Raw genomic sequence first — 17,756 nt, 5'->3', positions numbered from 1 at the left:
TATATATTTGAGTCTCGCGTTTGCTGTAACATTAGCTCACTATTGTGATTTATTCAGTATTCAATAGCAGTAATTAGTTAGTTCGTAAGAGATTAGCAGTGTGTGGAAAGGTTCGATGATGAGTCGTTCAGTTAAGTCGATTATTGCGCTAGTGGTTTGCGCTGTTTTGGCGGCTTGCGCGTTTACTGCTTTTGGTTTTTCTAAGTCTTTTGGCGCAAATACCGATAGGTCTGCTAATGGGAAGGTTATTTTCTTCAATTTGAAGCCTGAAGCTACTGCTGCATGGGAAGAAGTTGCTAGAAAGTACAAGGATGAAACTGGTGTTACAGTAAGCATAGTTACACCAACTGGTGGTCAGTATGAAAAGAGACTTAAAACTGAAGTAGAGAAAAATGCAAATAAGCCAGATGACATGCCTACGTTATTCCAGATTAACGGTCCTGTTGGCTACGCTAACTGGAAGGATTACACTGCTGATTTAACTAATTCTCCTCTTTATACGCAACTTAGCAATAAAAATCTTGCTTTTATGGATAACGGTAAGCCGGTTGCTGTGCCATATGTTACTGAAAATTACGGCTTGATTTACAACAAGGCTTTGCTTGCTAGGTATGCGGATCTTAAAGATGCAAAGTTGAAGCCGGAAGAAGACGGAAAATCTTTTGAAGATCAAATAACTTCTTTCGGTAAGTTGAAGGCTGTTGCAGACGATTTGCAAAAGCGCAAGGATGAGCTTGGGATTGACGGTGCTTTTGCGTCTGCAGGTTTTGATTTGAGCTCAGACTGGCGTTTTAAGACGCATCTTGCAAATATGCCTTTGTATTATCAATTCGTTAAGAATAACGTTAATGGTCAGCCTCAGTCAATTAATTACGACTATGTTGATAATTTCAGGAAGATTTTTGACCTTTATATTTCTGATTCCACAACTCCTGTAAGTCAGTTAAGCACTAAAACTGGTGAGGATGCTGTTTATGAGTTTGCTCTTGGTAAAGCTGTGTTCTACCAGAATGGTACTTGGGCTTGGGGTGACCTCTCCAAGGCTGGTATGAAGGCTGAAGATCTTGGCATGCTCCCAATTTACATTGGTGCTAAGGGCGAAGAGAAGCAAGGCATGGCTACCGGTTCTGAAAACTATTGGTGCATTAATAAAAAGGCTTCAAAAAAGAATCAGCAGGCTACTAATGCCTTCCTTAGTTGGTTACTTACTTCAAATTATGGTAAGGATGCTTTAGCTAATAAGATGGGTTTTGCTACTCCTTTCATAGGTTTCCCTAAAGCAGAAAATCCTCTTGTTCAGGCCGCTGTTGAGTACACTGCTAAGCCAGGCAAAGTGCCTGTTAAGTGGGTGTTTCTTACTATGCCATCTAACGGTTGGAAAGACGATGTTGGCTCTGATCTGCTTACATACGCTCAAGCGACAAAAGACGGTATGACTTCTATTGGCGCTGAAAAGGCGTGGGATACTCTTAAATCCGCGTTTGTTAACGGCTGGGCTAAGGAATATAAGATTGCTCATGGGCGTAGTTAGCTTAATTAAATAATTTGTTTTGAACTATAATCCTCAAGGGGTTGCGCAATCGTTTGCTAAATTGTTGCGTAATCCCTTTAATTATTTTCAAAAATACCTTCCAATTTCATTAAAGATATTATTATGTGCAGTTTTTATGGCGACACGCGTTAATTTAGGTTATGCCATCGTTTGCAATATTCAAATATTTGAGGCATAATAAGTATTGTCGATAAGGACACCTAGTGGTGTGGCAGTCCAATGAAGGGATTGTCGGCATACGAGAAAGGTTCGATGATGAATCGTACGATTAAGTCAACAATTGCACTGGTAGCTTGCTCAGCGATGGCTTTTGGCGCTCTCGCAGCTTGCGGTTCTTCTTCCAGCGAAAAAGCCGCTGAGAAGGGTAAGGTTTACTTCTTGAACTTCAAGCCAGAAGCTGCAAACCAGTGGAAGGAAGTTGCTAAGGAATATACCAAGAAGACTGGCGTTCAGGTAAAGGTTCAGACCGCTGCTTCTGGTACATACGAGCAGTCTTTGAAGAGCGAAATCAGCAAGGGCGACGAAGCTCCTACACTCTTCCAGATTAACGGTCCAGTCGGTTACGCAAGCTGGAAAGATTACACTGCTGATTTGAAGGATACCGAGCTTTACAACCAGCTTCAGAACAAGGATATTGCTCTTAAGGATGGAGATAAGGTTGTTGGTGTTCCATACGCAATGGAAACCTACGGCTTGATTTACAACAAGGCTTTGCTCAAGAAGTACACCGAGCTTAAGGATGCTAAGGTTAAGTCTGCTGAAGAAATCAACTCCTTCGACAAGTTGAAGGCTGTTGCTGACGACATTCAGAAGCATAAGGCAGATCTCGGTGTTGATGGTGCATTTACTTCTGCAGGTTTCGATTCCAGCTCTGACTGGCGCTTCAAGACCCACCTTGCAAATCTTCCTCTGTACTACGAGTTCAAGGAAGATCACGTTACCAAGCAGCCTGCAAAGGTTAAGGGTACGTTCCTTGATGGTTACAAGAAGATCTTCGATCTTTACATCAATGATTCCACCACTCCTGCAACTCAGCTCAGCTCCAAGACTGGTGAAGATGCAAACGCTGAATTCTCCCAGAACAAGGCTGTGTTCTATCAGAATGGTACTTGGGCTTGGGGTGACCTCTCCAAGGCTGGTATGAAGGCTGAAGATCTTGGCATGCTCCCAATTTACATTGGTGCTAAGGGCGAAGAGAAGCAGGGCTTGGCCACCGGTTCTGAGAATTACTGGTGCATCAACGATAAGGCTTCTGATGCAAACAAGAAGGCTACTAAGGACTTCTTGAAGTGGCTGCTTACTTCCGATGCAGGTAAGGATGCTTTGTCCAAGCAGATGGGCTTCACAACTCCATTCAAGAGCTTCGCAGACATTAAGTCCGACAACCCATTGACTCAGGCAGCTGTTGAGGATGCAAAGTCCGGTAAGACCCCAGTAAGCTGGAACTTCACCGTCATGCCATCTGACAACTGGAAGAACGATCTTGGCTCCGCTTTGCTTGAGTACGCTCAGGGCACTGGCAAGTGGGATAAGGTCAAGACCGCATTCGTCGATGGCTGGGCTAAGGAATATGCTCAGGCTCACGAAGACGATGAGTGATCTAAAATAAATTAATAAACGTTACACCTCTGACGTAAGTAAGCAAAGGTGACGTAAGCGAATCCGCTAGGATACTGGCACAGTTTAGTGTTAAGTCCTAGCGGATTTTTGTTATTTAAATAGTGTGTAGGAATTATAAAAAGCTACTTGCTTAAATAAAATAAAATATTTACTCGCTTAATAAAGCCGCTGTGCTTGAGCGCACAATAAGTTGAGCTGGAACAATTCTATAAGGATTGTCAATTTTCTGACCGTTTATAAGCGAAAGTGTTATTTCAGCTGCAGTTGCCGCAATCTCAACCGGATCTTGCCTAATAGTAGTTAAACCAGTTTCATGAGCGTAAAAACTATCGTCAAAACCAATAATTGATACATCGCTAGGAGTTGCATAACCGCTACGAGCAAGCTGGAACATAAGAGGTATTGCAATCCCGTCTTCCTGGCAAGCAATAGCAGTTGGCATTGTTGCGTTTCCAAGAAGCATAGAAACTATAGCGCTTATTCTGTCTAAATTAGCTGGAGCAACAATCTCAATTGGCGTAATAGCGTTCTTTTTGCACTCGTCAATGAATGAATGATAACGTTGCAAAACGCTGAAATGTAGTGAAACATCGCGAGTAGTGCGAACATATGCAATATTGTGATGCCCTAATCCAATCAAGTGACGTGCCATAAGCCGCGCGCCTTGATCATCGTCAATATTAATAGTTGCATCAAAATCACAATCCTTAGGATGCAAGCAATTTATGCCAACAATAGGCACGCCTGTAGTTTTAAGCTGCTCAATTTCGTTAGTGTTTACGTCAAAAGAGCATACAACAACAGCGTCTGCGTTTCGTCTAGTTGGAAGCATTGTGAAAAATTCGTTACGCTCCTCACTACTAGAAATCTGGAAAATAGATAAATCGTAGCCTGCGCTGTGAAATACTTGGTTAAGACCTTGAATAATAGATGCGCTGAACCATAGGCGAATTTGGTCGCTTACAAGTAAAGCTATGCGCAAAGTTCGGCCGGATTTTAATGCTGCTGCAGATTTGGAAATAGAAAAGTTCAACTTTTCTGCGATTTCCAATACCTTGTTGCGAGTTGAAGCTGAAACTAAATCTGGGCGTGTAAATGAACGAGACACGGTAGAAACAGACACGTGTGCTTTATCTGCAACATCTTGAATATTTGCCGGCATGTGAACTCCTTTATTCCCATACACCAAACGTTTTAACACGGCATCGTGTAGGTTGTTTGATACGAACTTTTGTGGTTCGTAATAAACAAACGTTTGCAACCGTTTCCATTTTAGCAGATTTTGTTAAAAAGCCAATGATAGCAAGCAATTTTTTAATTATAGAATTGCAATTTGTTATAAATTCTTTGCAAGAAAATGACAACGTTTGACATCGCTCATTCATGTAGTAGAATGAAGATATTGGTTCGGACATCGACGTCTATGGTGACGTCGCACTCAAGGAGGAGAAAGTGACGAGTCATGATTAGTATGAGCGGAAAAGCAATACGTAAATGGTGGGCGTTATTCGCTTTGCCAACATTTGCGGCTTTTATTATTGGTTTTGTTGTGCCGTTTATTATGGGCGTGTATTTGAGTTTTACTAGATTCCATGCTGTTACGGATAGTAAATTCATTGGCGTTCGTAATTACGTTAAGGCGTTTAAGGATCCTCATTTCCTTCATTCGCTAATGTTCACTATAGCGTTTACTGTTGTAACAACTGTTCTTATTAACGTAATTGCTTTTGCAATTGCCTATATGCTTACTAAGAAGTTCAGTGGATCAAACGTTTTCCGCACTGTGTTCTTTATGCCAAATCTTATTGGCGGCATTGTGTTGGGCTATGTTTGGCAGCTGGTACTTAATGGTATTTTGGCATACTTCGGCCGTTCTATTACATATTCTGCCGTGTATGGCTTCTGGGGATTGGTTCTGCTTATTTGCTGGCAGCAAATCGGCTATATGATGATTATTTATATTGCTGGTTTGCAAGCTCTTCCAGGAGATGTTATTGAGGCTGCGGCAGTTGATGGCGCAACCCCGATGCAAACGCTGTTTAAGATTACAATACCTCTTATGATGCCTTCGATTACTGTTTGCACATTCTTAACAGTTACCAACGGTTTCAAGCTATTCGATCAGAACTTGGCTTTGACGAACGGTATGCCTTCTCATAAGTCTGAAATGTTGGCTTTGAACATTTTCAACACTTTCTACGGGCGTACAAATGGTGAAGGCGTTGGTCAGGCAAAAGCAGTTGTGTTCTTCGTGATTGTAGCTGTTATTGCTTTGATTCAGAATATGCTTACTAGGTCTAAGGAGGTAGTGGCATGAACGAGAAAATGAAGCATCCGGTACTTTGGACAATCTTCTTTACCGTCGTAAGCTTACTTTGGATTTTCCCAATCGCTATAGTTTTTATAAATTCTTTCAAGTCGAAGATTTATATTGCTAGCGAGCCTTTTAGTTTTGATCCAAAAACGTTTATTGGGCTTGGTAACTACTCCCTAGGTATTGAGCGCACGAATCTTATAATGAGCTTCTGGTGGACTATAGTAATTACCGTTGGAGCTGTGATTTTAATTCTGCTTTGCACATCAATGTGCGCATGGTGGATTGTTAGAGTCAACAATTGGTTCGCTGTAATGCTTTACGTGCTGTTCCTATTTAACATGATTGTGCCATTCCAAATGGTTATGTTCACTCTTTCCGACATCACTAACAAGCTCGGATTGAACACTCCATGGGGATTGTGGATTATCTACTTAGGCTTTGGCGCTGGTCTTGCAGTGTTTATTTTCACTGGTGTAATTAAGGGAATACCACAAGAACTTGAAGAGTCTGCAATGATTGATGGTGCTTCTGTGCCGCGCATATTCTTCCAGATTATTATTCCAATTATGCGACCAGCAATTGTGTCTGTGTCTATTCTGCAAACTATGTGGATTTGGAACGACTTCCTGCTTCCGTACCTTACCTTGGACTTGAACAAGTACAAGACGGTTTCGATTGCAGTTCAGTATTTGAAGGGTGGCTATGGTTCCGTTGAAATGGGTGCCATGATGGGCTGCTTGGTTCTTGCCATTCTTCCAATTATTATCTTCTACCTCATCTGCCAGAAGTATATTATCAAAGGCGTTATGTCAGGTGCGGTAAAAGGCTGAGATTTCTTCTCCTCCAAAATCTCAAGTGGTTAAAATAATGGTGGTGACTACGGTCGTAAGATTTGTAAGTCACCACCATTGTATTGTTGGTAGGGGTATTGTTAGTAAGAGTATTGCTAGTAAGTCAGCTATAAATAGCGCAAACAGAAACGTAAAGGAGATATATTAAATGTTCTCGTTTGGAAGCCCGGATTCAAAGTTTGCGCAAGGTATGGAAACATTTGCTAATACAGTGTGGCTTACCATACTTATGATTGTTACTAGCATACCTTTAATCACCATTGGTGCAGCTGTTAGCGCAGCGCACGACGCTGCAAGACGTGTAGAAAATGCTGAAGGACACATGACTTCTGCATACTTTCGTGCTTTTGCCAGCAACTTTTTGAAATCAACTGTAATCTGGATTGTAATGGCTCCATTTTTGGCTCTTATATTATGGGCTTGGATTGCAGTTAGAATACCACCGCTTTTAATACCGCAATTTGCAATAAGCATAATCTGGATTCTTATAGCAGAATGGGTTTTTGCATTACAAGCGCGTTTTGAAAATTCTATTGGCAAAACTATTCTGAATGCTTTTATTTTCAGCGTTGCATACTGGCAAGCAACGCTTGGAATGATTATTGTTGACGCTATTTTTATAGGCCTTGTGGCTGCATCAGTTATTTACTTTCCGCAAGGCTTACCTTTGCTATTATTCATCGGTTGGGGATCGACTATTATGCTTCACACGCCTTTGTTGGAGCGTGTTTTCGCAAAGTATATTAAGAAGTAATTTATGCAAATAATTAATGAGGCGAGTATCATCGTAGATACTCGCCTCACATAGGACATCATTGCAAGAAATATTTTTAATTTGCTACTGTGCAAACCATATTCCTTGCGGGGAATTGAGTCGGTTCTCAGTAAACCAACGTTTTAATTATACTCACTTCCTTGTATTTTCGCCGCGCATAACCGCTGTCATAGAAAGCACTCGTGGCGACTTAAATACTTCATCAGTGTGTACTACGCGACCATCTGCATCAGCAAGCGGAATACGCCAATTTGGATACTCCGTGCTAGTGCCAGGCTGATTCTGAGAGCGGCGCTCGCCAACAGCATCAACCAAAGCAACCTGCAACAGCAGCGATGGGGAAGTAAGCATAATAGCATGCATAGCTTCCACAATCTCTTGTACGTGATTTTCAACATCCTCGGCAGCTTCTTTACTAATCCAGCCGCCTTCAAGAAGCATCTTCATCATTGCATCGCGTTCAGCTTGAGCGTTCTCCAGGAACGTTTCTACAGAATCCGTAAGCAAGTGAAGCTGTTCGCGAAGTTTTACGTGCTCAAACGCAAGATAACCCGCTGTAGGCGGCATATCGTGCGTTGTAACAGAAGCAAGCGCATACTCGCGGTACTTAGAAGGATCAGCAAATATAATCTGCTTCTTTCCAAGCTTCTTAGTAGCAGCTTCAGCTTCGTCGTCGTGAGTAAACCACTCAACAACAGTGCCAAGCACGCCGTGAGAAGCAAGAACTTTAGAAACATACTTCGGTACAGTTCCCAAATCTTCGCCAATAACAACACCGCCTGCGCGAGTTGCTTCAATAGTCAGAACTGCAATCATTGCGTCTACGTTGTAGTACACGTATGCGCCGTTTCTTGCTCCCTGGCCTTGTGGAATCCACCACAGGCGGAAAAGCCCAAGAACGTGGTCAATACGTGCAGCTCCAGCATGCAAGAACACGTTATGAACCATATCGCGGTAAGCAATATAGCCTGTTTCGTCCAGGTAATTTGGATCGAATGGAGGCTGACCCCAATCCTGGCCCTGCTGGTTGTAGAAATCAGGAGGGGCGCCAACGCTTACGCCGTTAGCAAATCGTTCCGGACTCCACCAAACGTCAGCGCCATAACCATGCACACCAACAGCCATATCCTGCATAAGACCAATCGCCATGCCTGCAGCCTTAGCTTCAGCGTGAGCTGCAGCAACCTGCTCGTCCGCAATCCACTGAAGCCAACGATGGAACTCAAACAAATCAGCATGCTCGCGCTTAAGTCGTTCAATTTGCGGAGTGCCTTTACCTGTAGTGTCAAACCACAAGTTTTCTCCCCAAGGAGCGCCCCAAACTTCAAAAGCAACACACCAAGTGGCAAAAGCATCAAGATCTTCACCGGAGCGATGCTTAAACTCAGTAAACTCGCGCTCGCGTTCTGCAGAGCGAGGCTGCTTGAAGATTATACGCAGAGCCGGAAGCTTAGCGTCCCAAGCAGCGTTAATATCCATAGGATTTGGATTATTGTTTTGAGGAGCAATAGACTCGTGCAGTTGCTCGACTTTAGCAAGATCTTCTCCGTTTAATTCAGCATATTCTGGAATATCTTGCGGACGAATATACGTAACATTCAAGAATCTACGCGATTCAGGCAAGTATGGCGAAGGCTCAAGTGGAGTTACAGGAGCGCATGCATGAATTGGATTTATCAGCATAAAATCAGCTTTGCCGATTTCTCCAGCATCCTTAAGTAGGCGACGCAAATCGCCATAATCGCCAATTCCCCAAGAGTCTTTAGAACGCACAGAATACATTTGCGTCATAAAGCCCCAACGGTGCTGCTTCTTTACGCTTTCCGGAAGAGGAATGCGTGCCGGGGCTGCAATCAATGTAACGTCTGCATTCTGCGAAATTTCGCCGTTTTTATTCGTTACTTGAGCGTGCAAAGTGTGGTATCCCATTGGCAAATCGTCAGGAAGTTCAGTGTATAGGTCGCCGTCTTCCTCCGTTAGGATATTCCCTAATTTGCCTTCATAATCAGTGCCGTCTTCAAGCGTAAGCGAAAGTCTAATATCTTCCGGCTTAGAACCCCCAGCGTGAATTGGTACGCAAGTTTTTGTGCCGTTAAATGAAACTACAGTTGGAGGAAGTAGTTCACTGGCTCTCTTAGACTGCACTCGCTTGTACGATGACGCTATATTATCTTGAGTGTCAGCAGGCATCCCTAATGCGTCAAGCACTCCAACCAATGCTTCGTCTGTAATCTCTGTGTAGCTTCCCTGCTGATCAATATAAAAAGTGGCAACACCGCATGCTTTTGCAAGTTTTATAAGCGGGCGTGCAAGACGCTCAGCGCTTTCTTCCATAGGCTTATCAGTGTCAGCTGTGCCGTTAGCTGTTTTGCTCATGGTGCTCCTTCTATCTATTAATCTGGCACATCCCTAACGTCGTCGTAAGCGTGCCAAACGTGCCACTATGGCGGTAGAGTGCACTCAATACATCTCTGGATTGAAATACGCTCTGTTTGTCAATTATATAAACACCTGATATCGTTTGCAAATTAGCGTTGCGATATCAGGTGTAAGTTTTTTAAAACGCAGTTATTTAGCACTAAGCACTACGAAAGTGCGTCTTGGCAAATGCAGAGTAGTATTATTTTCTTCATTTGCAATAAATGCGTCAGACTCAGGCTTAGAGCCTGTCCAATCGGAATAATAATCGTTTGAATTAAGTATGCAATTCCAGCCCTTAGACTTTGTGCTGTGAATTGTTGGTAACTCAATAGTTGCGTCTTCATGATACATAGGATTTGCGCAAACAATAATATTATTGCCGATTCTAGTAGCTAAAACAGTGCGATTAGATGTAGTAAGCTGCTTTCGCTTGCCGTCGTACAATGCGCTGTGTTCTGCTCGAAGCGCAATAAGATCCTTATACCAATTAACTAAAGGCTTGAATTGTTCAGCGCGCGCCCAATCAAGCTGATTTAGCAAAACGCCGCGATTGTAAGAATTATCGCAACCGTGCTTAGTGCGTCCAAACTCTTCTCCACTTAGCATAAATGGGATGCCAGCAGAGCAAAGAACCATTCCTGCTGCAAACATGTTTGCGTTCAAAATATCTGCAACCTGCTGCTTGTCTTGGGCGTTAAACTCAAAATCGCCAGCATTGTCACGCATAGAAATACAAAGCTTATCCCACAAAGTTAAATCGTCGTGAGCAGAAGTGTACTGAACGATTTGGCCAACGTCTTTACCTGCAGAAGGCGTATCTCTCCACGCGTCCAACGCTTGACGAGCAGCATCGCAGCACCAAAATTCGTTGCCATTAACATAGCCGCGGTCGCGATGATTCATAACATTGCCTTTAAGCGAATCGCGAGATTCGTCGCTAAACCAGCCAATGCGCTCGTTAAGAGTATGACGTCCTTCCTTATTTCCCAAAGAAATTGCTTCGTCGGCAGCAGGGTCTGAAGCGCCCCAAGGTTCACCATACATAACAATATCTTTGCCGCCAGGAAGATTATCTAGTTCTGCGCGAGCCTGATTCAAAGTTTCTGTATCCGTCAAACCCATAAGATCGAAGCGGAATCCGTCAATATGGTAGCAGCGTGCCCAATGTAGCAAAGATTCAATAATAAACCTGCGGAACATAGGGTGCTCAGAAGCCATTTCGTTGCCGCATCCAGAACCATTAGAGAATGATTCATCTGCGTTACGCCTGCAGAAGTATCCAGGAGCAACACATTCAAAAGCATTTTCTGCGGAACGATACATGTGGTTGTACACAACATCCATAATTACGCGTTGACCATTAGCATGTAATGCCGCAATCATCGCTTTACATTCGCGTATGCGTGCAGTGCCATCGTAAGGATTGCTGGAATACGCACCTTCTGGAACGTTATAAGCGTGAGGGTCGTAACCCCAGTTGTATAGAGAATCTAATTCTTCGGATGAAGCACCATTTTTGCGCGCATTGTCGATTGCAGCTTCGTCAACTGTTGCAAAATCGTAAATAGGTTCGAGCTGTACGTGAGTAACGCCAAGCTTCTTTAAATAATCCAATCCGGTAGGGAAGTTGCAGTCGGAAGAATCTGGGTTTTGTAAAGTTGTATGCTCTTCGGTAAAAGCGAGATACTGGCCGCGATGTTCCGGCTTAAAACCGCCATTAGGATTGCTGCTGAAGTCAGCAACATGCGTTTCCCAAACAACCATTGCGTGGCGCACAAACTTAGGAGACTTATCTTTATGCCAATTGGCAGGAGATATGCGCTCTTCGTCTACAACAAGGCTGCGCTCGCCGTTTACGCCACTCGCAATACCCCAAGGGTCGCTTGTGCGATTTACAGTGCCATCAGGAAAAGCGATTAGGTAATCATAGTATATGCCGTCCAAGCGCTTGCGGAAATTAGCTCGCCAAGCGCCATCGTGCAGCGGTTTTAACTCGTGTGTTTGAGTAGGCTCGCTGTTATTGCCTGTTTCAAAAAGTCTTAAAGTCACAGTTTGTGCAGTCGGAGCCCACATGGTGAAAGTTGTGGACTTTGAGTTCAAAGTAAAACCGAGAGGACCTTCGTACACTGGCCAGGTTGCCGAAGATGGGAACGTCATGTGTAATATCCTTCTTATTTTGTTATTTCGTAAGTACTATCTTACTGTATGTTTTGCAATTAAGTGTGATATTAAATTTTACGATTTACTTATTTTTAATTTATTAGTTGGAGTTTTTATTTGTACGTAACTTTATTCGAGCGTCATTTGGCTTAATGCAGTAAGGTTTTGTAACCAGTATCGTTTTGAGTCAAACTGCGAGTAGCTTAAGTTATTTTAGATTATTTTTAACCTCGACTATTTAATTTTTATTTTTTAATTTTTTTTTTGATGTTTTGAATTGCGTAATAAAGAAGGCCGAAACGCTCGAAAGCGCCTCGGCCTTCATCTTTTTTTAAATCCTACAAATCACTTGCAGAATATCAGCCCTTAACGGAGCCAGACATGGACTCTTCGTAGAAGCGCTGCATAATGATGAACAGGATTGCAATAGGAATCGAAACGCACACAGCGCCTGCGCAGAATCGCGCAAACCAGTGGCTAATAAATTCCCTATCAAGCATCTTCCACAAGCCCAAAGCAACAGTGTAGTTGTCCTGGCTGTTGGCAATCGTCTTAACCATAACGAAGTCAAGCCATGGGCCCAAGAAGCTTGTGATTGCCTGGAACACAATCATAGGCTTGCAGATTGGGAGGATAATCTTGTAGAAGACTTGCCAAGTAGTGCAACCATCCAAGTAAGCAGCTTCATCCAAAGACTTTGGAATCGTATCCATGTAGCCCTTCATAACGTAGAAGCCGGCGCCGCTACCTGCGGAGTAGACGATAATAAGTGCGATTAGAACAACCGAACCATTCGTCAAACCGAGAGCCTTCAAAATGAAGTAGATAGCGATAACTGCCATGATGCCTGGGAACATGCCCAAAATCAAAGCAATATTCATGAATGTCTTACGTCCGCGGAAGCGAAGGCGAGACATGCAGAACGACACGGCAAGTACGAAGAGCAAGGAAATAATGCACACGAAAATGGACACAACCAAAGTGTTCAAGAACATGCGCGGGAAGTCCAAGGCTTCGCGCTCGGTGAACAAGCGAATATAGTTATTGAACGAATACTCTGTTGGGAAGAATGTCTTCTGGAATGGGGATTCGTTCTTGTTGAAGCTTTCCAAGAAAACCCAAACAATTGGAATCAACCAAATAATCGACAGTACAGCCAAGAATAGGTGGGAGAAAATATCTCCGATTATTCTTCGTATACGTTGATCTTTAAACAGAGAGACGCTACGAGTGCTGTGTACAACAGGTTCTTGCTGCATAGCGGTATTTTTATTACTCACCGGAATCCCTCCTCGTTCTTATAAGATCCAGAGTTGCGATACGTAATAAGTGCTACGACGGCTAGAACAATGAACGTCATAATACCGATAACAGCACCAATGTTGTAGTCTCCGCGATCCACTGTCAACTTGTAGAGCCAAGTAATAAGCAAATCTGTCTTACCTGCGGAAGAATCAAGTGGTGTCGGTTCGCCGCCAGACAAGAGGTAAATAACGTTGAAGTTATTGATGTTACCAGTGAAGGTTGTAATCAAGTATGGAGTCATCACGAAGATGATGTATGGCATAGTGACGTTCATGAAACGCTGCCACCAACTTGCACCATCGAGCTCTGCAGCTTCGTAAAGTTCTGCAGGAACATTCTGCAAAATACCCGTAATCTGCATAATCGTGAATGGAATACCAACCCAAAGGTTAATAAGAATAACTGTTACGCGAGCCCAAGTCACATCCTGGAAGAATGGAAGAGGTTGAGCAATCCAATGGTTTTCCAGAAGGATGCTGTTAATAGCACCATTTCGCTGAAGCATGTTGTTCATAACAAGCAAGGACACGAACTGTGGAACTGCAATGGTAAGAGAGAAGCAAGTACGCCATAATCCCTTAAGACGAGTGGACTTGCGGTTAATAATCATTGCAATAAACATACCGAAGAAGAAGTTCAGGAATGTTGCAAAGAATGCCCAAATAAGAGTCCACAGCAAAACGTCGAAGAATGTAGCTGCGTTAATAGAGCTCTTAGCGTTACCAATTGCGAAGAAGTTGTTTAATCCAGTCCAAGTAAACAGAACTGGGTGATTCCTATCGTAGCTGGTGAATGCCATAGAAATCATGAAGATTAATGGCAAAATGGTGAAGAGAACAATACCTGCGGTTGGAAGTGTCATCAAACCAATGTGCGCTTTGCTGTCGAGCAAAGACGAAGCATCTTTAATAAAGTTTACTGGCTTTTGGCCGCTTGCTGTAATAGCCTGTGCCTTATAAGCGCTGCGTAGAGATAGCGTTGCTAAGTAAATGAGCACGATAACTGCTGCAATCGCCATAACGCTGTACAGCAAAATTTCTACAGAATTATCTCCGGCAGTATAACGCCAGAAACCATTGACTTTAATCTTGCCTTGCTTTTTTGTGCCAAGCGTAAGAATTTTTGGAAGGTACTCTGCACCGGTTGTGAATAAGAATCCAAAAAGAACAGCTTCACACAAAAGGAACAAAATGCCTTTAATGAATTGTTTGCGAACAAAAGTGCCGAAACCAAAGATAATAACGGAAATCCACGAAAGAACGTCTGCGTGCTCTGCAGCCTCTTTCAGTGAATATGGTGAAGGAGCAAAGCGTTCTATATTTGACGTCTTCTTCTGGCGCCTTTCTCGCTTTGTGGATGTCGTGCCAGTCATGACATACCTTTCATATAAACAGTGAGTGCTTTAGAGAAGTATATATAAATAGCACGCCCCGGCCCCTTTTCACTAGAGTGGGGACTGGGGCGTGCTATTTGCAAATGCACAAGTTACTTGTAATTTTCACTTACGCATTTATATAAACTTATTTAATTATCGAAAGTAAATGCTTACTTTACGGCGCCAGCTAAGCCCTTGGCAAAGTCAGCGGTCTTAGCATCAGCATTTGCTTCGGTAACTTCATGATTGGCAATTGCCTTACCGAAGTTGCCCATTGGCTCCCAGAAGCTACCCATCTCAGGGATTGCTGGCTGCAAGACAGAAGTCTTAGCAATGGTTTCCATCTGAGCAACAGCAGCTGGATCAGACTTCACGGAATCAGCAAGAGACTTGTCGGAAGGAATAACGCCCTGCTTCTCGTAAGCAATCTGCTGGGACTTCTTGGAGCCCAAGAATGCAGCAAACTTAGCAGCCATCTCTGGGTGCTTGGAGTTAGGGTTGTAAGCAACAGCCTTAGAACCAGCGAAGGACTTCATCTGATGTTCGCCGGATTCAGTCTTGAAGGTAGGAAGAGCAGCAGCAGCGTAGTTGTCGCCGAGAGCCTTCTTTACATCAGCAGCATCCCAAGAGCCGGAGAAGTAAGCGTCAACCTTACCGCTCTTGAGGCCGTTCAAGCCAGCGCTGTTGCCGTCAAGAACGAAGTTCTTGTTTGCGAAAAGCTTTGCGATATACTTGGTGACTTCAGCAGCCTTGTCGCCGAGCTTCATGCCAGCCTTGGCATCAGTGCCCTTCTCGCCGAAGAGTGTCATGTTGCCATCGAGGTAGAAGCCTGGGAGGTACCAAGCGTTGCTAAGATCGAATGCAACCTTGCCCTTCTCGAGCATCTTGTCGAGGGACTTTACTTCGTCAGCGGAGAACTTAGCCTTGTTGTAGTACATGAACCAGGTGTTGCCGGTGTAAGGAACGCCGTACATGTTGCCGTCCTGAGCGGTGACGGAATTAACCAAAGTATCTTCGTTCTGTTCCTTAACCTGCTTTACAGCGTCATCGCTCAACTGGCCAATTGCGCCAGCCTTAACCAAGTCGCCAAGCTGATCGTTAGGGAAGAGATAAACATCAGCAGCAGCCTTTGCGTCCTTCTTTACAGACTCAGCAGCTTTTGGTGGCTCAACAACAGTGTTCTTGAACTTAACGTTTGGATTGGCCTTCTGGAATTCCTTCTCGACGGTGTCAACCCAGCCGCCTGCCTTCTGATCTTCAGAAGCAGACCAAACTGTAAGCTGAACAGGGCCGGACTCAGCAGCCTTATTATCGGTGTTTGTGCTAGAACCGCAAGCTGCAAATCCAAACAATGTAGCAACAGCAAGACCTGCACCCAGCATCTTCTTAATATTCGTCATCCTTGACCTCCTATATCATGCCAAAACTGGCATATCATTTGGTGGCGTAGTAACGGATTTCGTTGTGGCGCAACATCGCGATAGCTGCGTAGAGCAGCGTCACAAGTCTCACAAAAATCCGTTCGTAAGCAATGTGTAGTATACACGGATATTATGTCGTTTGCAAATGAATGGCGGGTTGTTTGTATTTTTTTGAATAATATGTTTTTAAAGTGTCGTCGTATAAACTTTATATAGCAACAAAAGAAGGGTAAAGCAATGGGATTATATAATCATGCTCAATGGCTTAAAGACGCGGTTTTTTACGAAATTTATCCGCAAAGTTTTTATGATGCAAATGGCGATGGTATAGGAGATATTCAAGGAATTATTGAAAAATTAGATTATGTAAAATCGCTTGGCTGCAACGCAATTTGGCTTAATCCTTGCTACGACTCTCCTTTTAAAGACGCTGGTTACGATGTGCGTGACTACAAAAAAGTAGCTGCTCGCTACGGCACTAACGAAGACTTGCAGCAGCTTTTTAATGAAGCTCACACTCGTGGAATGCATATTTTGCTTGATTTAGTGCCAGGTCACACCAGTGAAGAGCATGAGTGGTTCCGCGAAAGTTCAAAAGCTCAAGAAAACGAGTTAAGCAAGCGCTACATTTGGACAGACAGCGCATTTAGTGGCTATTCTATGCCTTTTATTGGCGGAGAAACCGAGCGAGATGCTACCTACATTCTAAACTTCTTCAAATGTCAGCCTGCATTAAACTACGGTTTTGCACATAGGGATCGCGATTGGCAATCTTCTCCTGATTCTAAAGAGGCTGCCGAAACTCGCGCCGCAATGGTTGATGTTATGCGTTTTTGGCTTTCGCTCGGCGCTGACGGTTTCCGTGTTGATATGGCTGATTCGCTTGTAAAAAACGATGACAATAATGGCGAAGGAAGTCTTGGCAAAGACAATACGATTCGCGCATGGCAGGAAATGCTGGGCGCTGTAAAAGAAGAGTATCCGCAGGCTGCTTTCGTTTCCGAATGGGGCAGGCCACGTCAGGCGTTGGCAGCTGGGTTTGACATGGACTTTTATTTAAGCTGGCGCTGGGATGGAAATCCTAACGGCTACGCACGTTTAGCTCGTGATGTTGATAACGCTTTAGATAGCAATCCTGAACATGATCACAGCTATTTTTCGGCGCGAGGTGGCGGAAGCATTTGCCCATTCTTAGACGACTACTGCCCACAATATGAGTCAACTTGCAACCAAGGTTACTTTAGTTTCATCACTTGCAATCATGACACGCCGCGCATGGCTCCGCGCTTAGATGAGCGTGAGCGCAGAGTAGCTTTCGGAATGCTACTTACAATGCCAGGCGTGCCTTTTGTGTATTACGGCGACGAAATTGGCATGAAATATCGCAATATTCCAACAAAAGAAGGCGGCTATGCTCGAACCGGCACGCGCACGCCAATGCAGTGGGATGACACAAAAAATCTCGGATTCTCAACAGCTGCAAAATCTAAATTATACTTGCCTGTTGAAGTGCGAGCAGATGGAAGAACTTGCGCAAATTCTCGCAAACAAGCTGTAGAAAGTGGCGAAATTCCAACTGTTTCTGCGCAAATTAATTGCGAAGATTCCTTCCTTTCGTTGGTGCGCTCACTTATTGCGCTTCGTCATAGTCGCGCTTCTTTGCAAGCTGACGCATCATGGCGAGTGTTATATGCTCCTGTTGACGGCCGCGGATTTGCTTACGAGCGTTGCGCAAAAAGTAACGAGGGAGAATCGGCTGTCGAAAGAAGCATCGTTGTTATGAACCCTGGAATGAACGCCGAAACGGTACCGTTTGAAACGTTGGAAAATCTTACTCAGGAAGCAGTAGAAAATCCTTTGCTAAAAATTGGCGAAGTATTAAGCTGCGGAAATTCTTTGAAACTCGGCGCGCAAAGTTTTGCAATATTCAATCTGCCGCTTTAAGTCGCGATAAATACT

General features: G+C 43.8%; 12 protein-coding genes. 6 read left to right on the top strand and 6 right to left on the bottom strand.

Annotation, left to right across the window (positions count from 1 at the left end; all coding sequences use genetic code 11):
• The first annotated feature begins 115 nt into the window (after positions 1-115).
• Positions 116-1,531 (top strand): ABC transporter substrate-binding protein, encoded by a 1,416-nt coding sequence (locus ACJV7B_RS05515; RefSeq protein WP_419389154.1) that lies wholly within the window; start codon positions 116-118, stop codon positions 1,529-1,531.
• Between the two features lie 273 nt (positions 1,532-1,804).
• Positions 1,805-3,151: an ABC transporter substrate-binding protein gene (locus ACJV7B_RS05510; protein ID WP_032841747.1), complete on the top strand. Its 1,347-nt coding sequence runs from the start codon at positions 1,805-1,807 to the stop codon at positions 3,149-3,151.
• Positions 3,152-3,320: 169 nt separating this feature from the next.
• On the opposite strand, the gene ACJV7B_RS05505 is transcribed toward ACJV7B_RS05510, so the two are convergent.
• Positions 3,321-4,334: a LacI family DNA-binding transcriptional regulator gene (locus ACJV7B_RS05505; RefSeq protein ID WP_419389153.1), complete on the bottom strand. Its 1,014-nt coding sequence runs from the start codon at positions 4,332-4,334 to the stop codon at positions 3,321-3,323.
• A 300-nt stretch (positions 4,335-4,634) separates the two neighbouring features.
• Between ACJV7B_RS05505 and ACJV7B_RS05500 the strand changes: the two genes are divergently transcribed.
• From ACJV7B_RS05500 to ACJV7B_RS05490, 3 genes are all read left to right on the top strand, one after another.
• Positions 4,635-5,489: a carbohydrate ABC transporter permease gene (locus ACJV7B_RS05500; RefSeq protein ID WP_116794466.1), complete on the top strand. Its 855-nt coding sequence runs from the start codon at positions 4,635-4,637 to the stop codon at positions 5,487-5,489.
• Positions 5,486-6,319 carry a carbohydrate ABC transporter permease gene (locus tag ACJV7B_RS05495; RefSeq protein WP_308582622.1) on the top strand — a complete coding sequence of 278 codons (834 nt, stop codon included), beginning with the start codon at positions 5,486-5,488 and terminating at the stop codon, positions 6,317-6,319. The genes ACJV7B_RS05500 and ACJV7B_RS05495 overlap by 4 nt, the downstream gene beginning before the upstream one ends.
• A gap of 169 nt (positions 6,320-6,488) precedes the next feature.
• Complete coding sequence (locus ACJV7B_RS05490; protein WP_004137098.1) at positions 6,489-7,094, top strand: DUF624 domain-containing protein; 606 nt, start codon at positions 6,489-6,491, stop codon at positions 7,092-7,094.
• 153 nt (positions 7,095-7,247) lie between these two features.
• On the opposite strand, the gene malQ is transcribed toward ACJV7B_RS05490, so the two are convergent.
• The 5 genes from malQ to ACJV7B_RS05465 form a co-directional block, all read right to left on the bottom strand.
• Complete coding sequence (gene malQ / locus ACJV7B_RS05485) at positions 7,248-9,491, bottom strand: 4-alpha-glucanotransferase (protein WP_004137100.1); 2,244 nt, start codon at positions 9,489-9,491, stop codon at positions 7,248-7,250.
• A 192-nt stretch (positions 9,492-9,683) separates the two neighbouring features.
• A complete protein-coding gene (pulA, locus tag ACJV7B_RS05480) occupies positions 9,684-11,693 on the bottom strand; it encodes a type I pullulanase (RefSeq protein WP_419389152.1) in 2,010 nt (669 codons plus the stop codon).
• A 362-nt stretch (positions 11,694-12,055) separates the two neighbouring features.
• Positions 12,056-12,976, bottom strand: a complete 921-nt coding sequence (locus ACJV7B_RS05475; protein ID WP_004129320.1) for a sugar ABC transporter permease — start codon at positions 12,974-12,976, stop codon at positions 12,056-12,058.
• Positions 12,973-14,373 carry a carbohydrate ABC transporter permease gene (locus tag ACJV7B_RS05470; protein WP_410313863.1) on the bottom strand — a complete coding sequence of 467 codons (1,401 nt, stop codon included), beginning with the start codon at positions 14,371-14,373 and terminating at the stop codon, positions 12,973-12,975. Before ACJV7B_RS05470 ends, ACJV7B_RS05475 begins: the two co-directional genes overlap by 4 nt.
• A gap of 173 nt (positions 14,374-14,546) precedes the next feature.
• On the bottom strand, positions 14,547-15,776 hold the full coding sequence (locus tag ACJV7B_RS05465; RefSeq protein ID WP_246906251.1) for an extracellular solute-binding protein: 1,230 nt from the start codon (positions 15,774-15,776) through the stop codon (positions 14,547-14,549).
• A 258-nt stretch (positions 15,777-16,034) separates the two neighbouring features.
• Here ACJV7B_RS05465 and ACJV7B_RS05460 point away from each other — a divergent pair, with 258 nt between their 5' ends.
• A complete protein-coding gene (locus tag ACJV7B_RS05460) occupies positions 16,035-17,741 on the top strand; it encodes an alpha-amylase family glycosyl hydrolase (protein WP_419389151.1) in 1,707 nt (568 codons plus the stop codon).
• Positions 17,742-17,756: the final 15 nt, after the last annotated feature.

Source organism: Gardnerella bretellae (assembly GCF_048545135.1).
Lineage (GTDB): Bacteria > Actinomycetota > Actinomycetes > Actinomycetales > Bifidobacteriaceae > Bifidobacterium > Bifidobacterium greenwoodii.
Note: the sequence above shows the minus strand (reverse complement) of the source record. Positions and strands in the feature narration are given on the sequence as shown.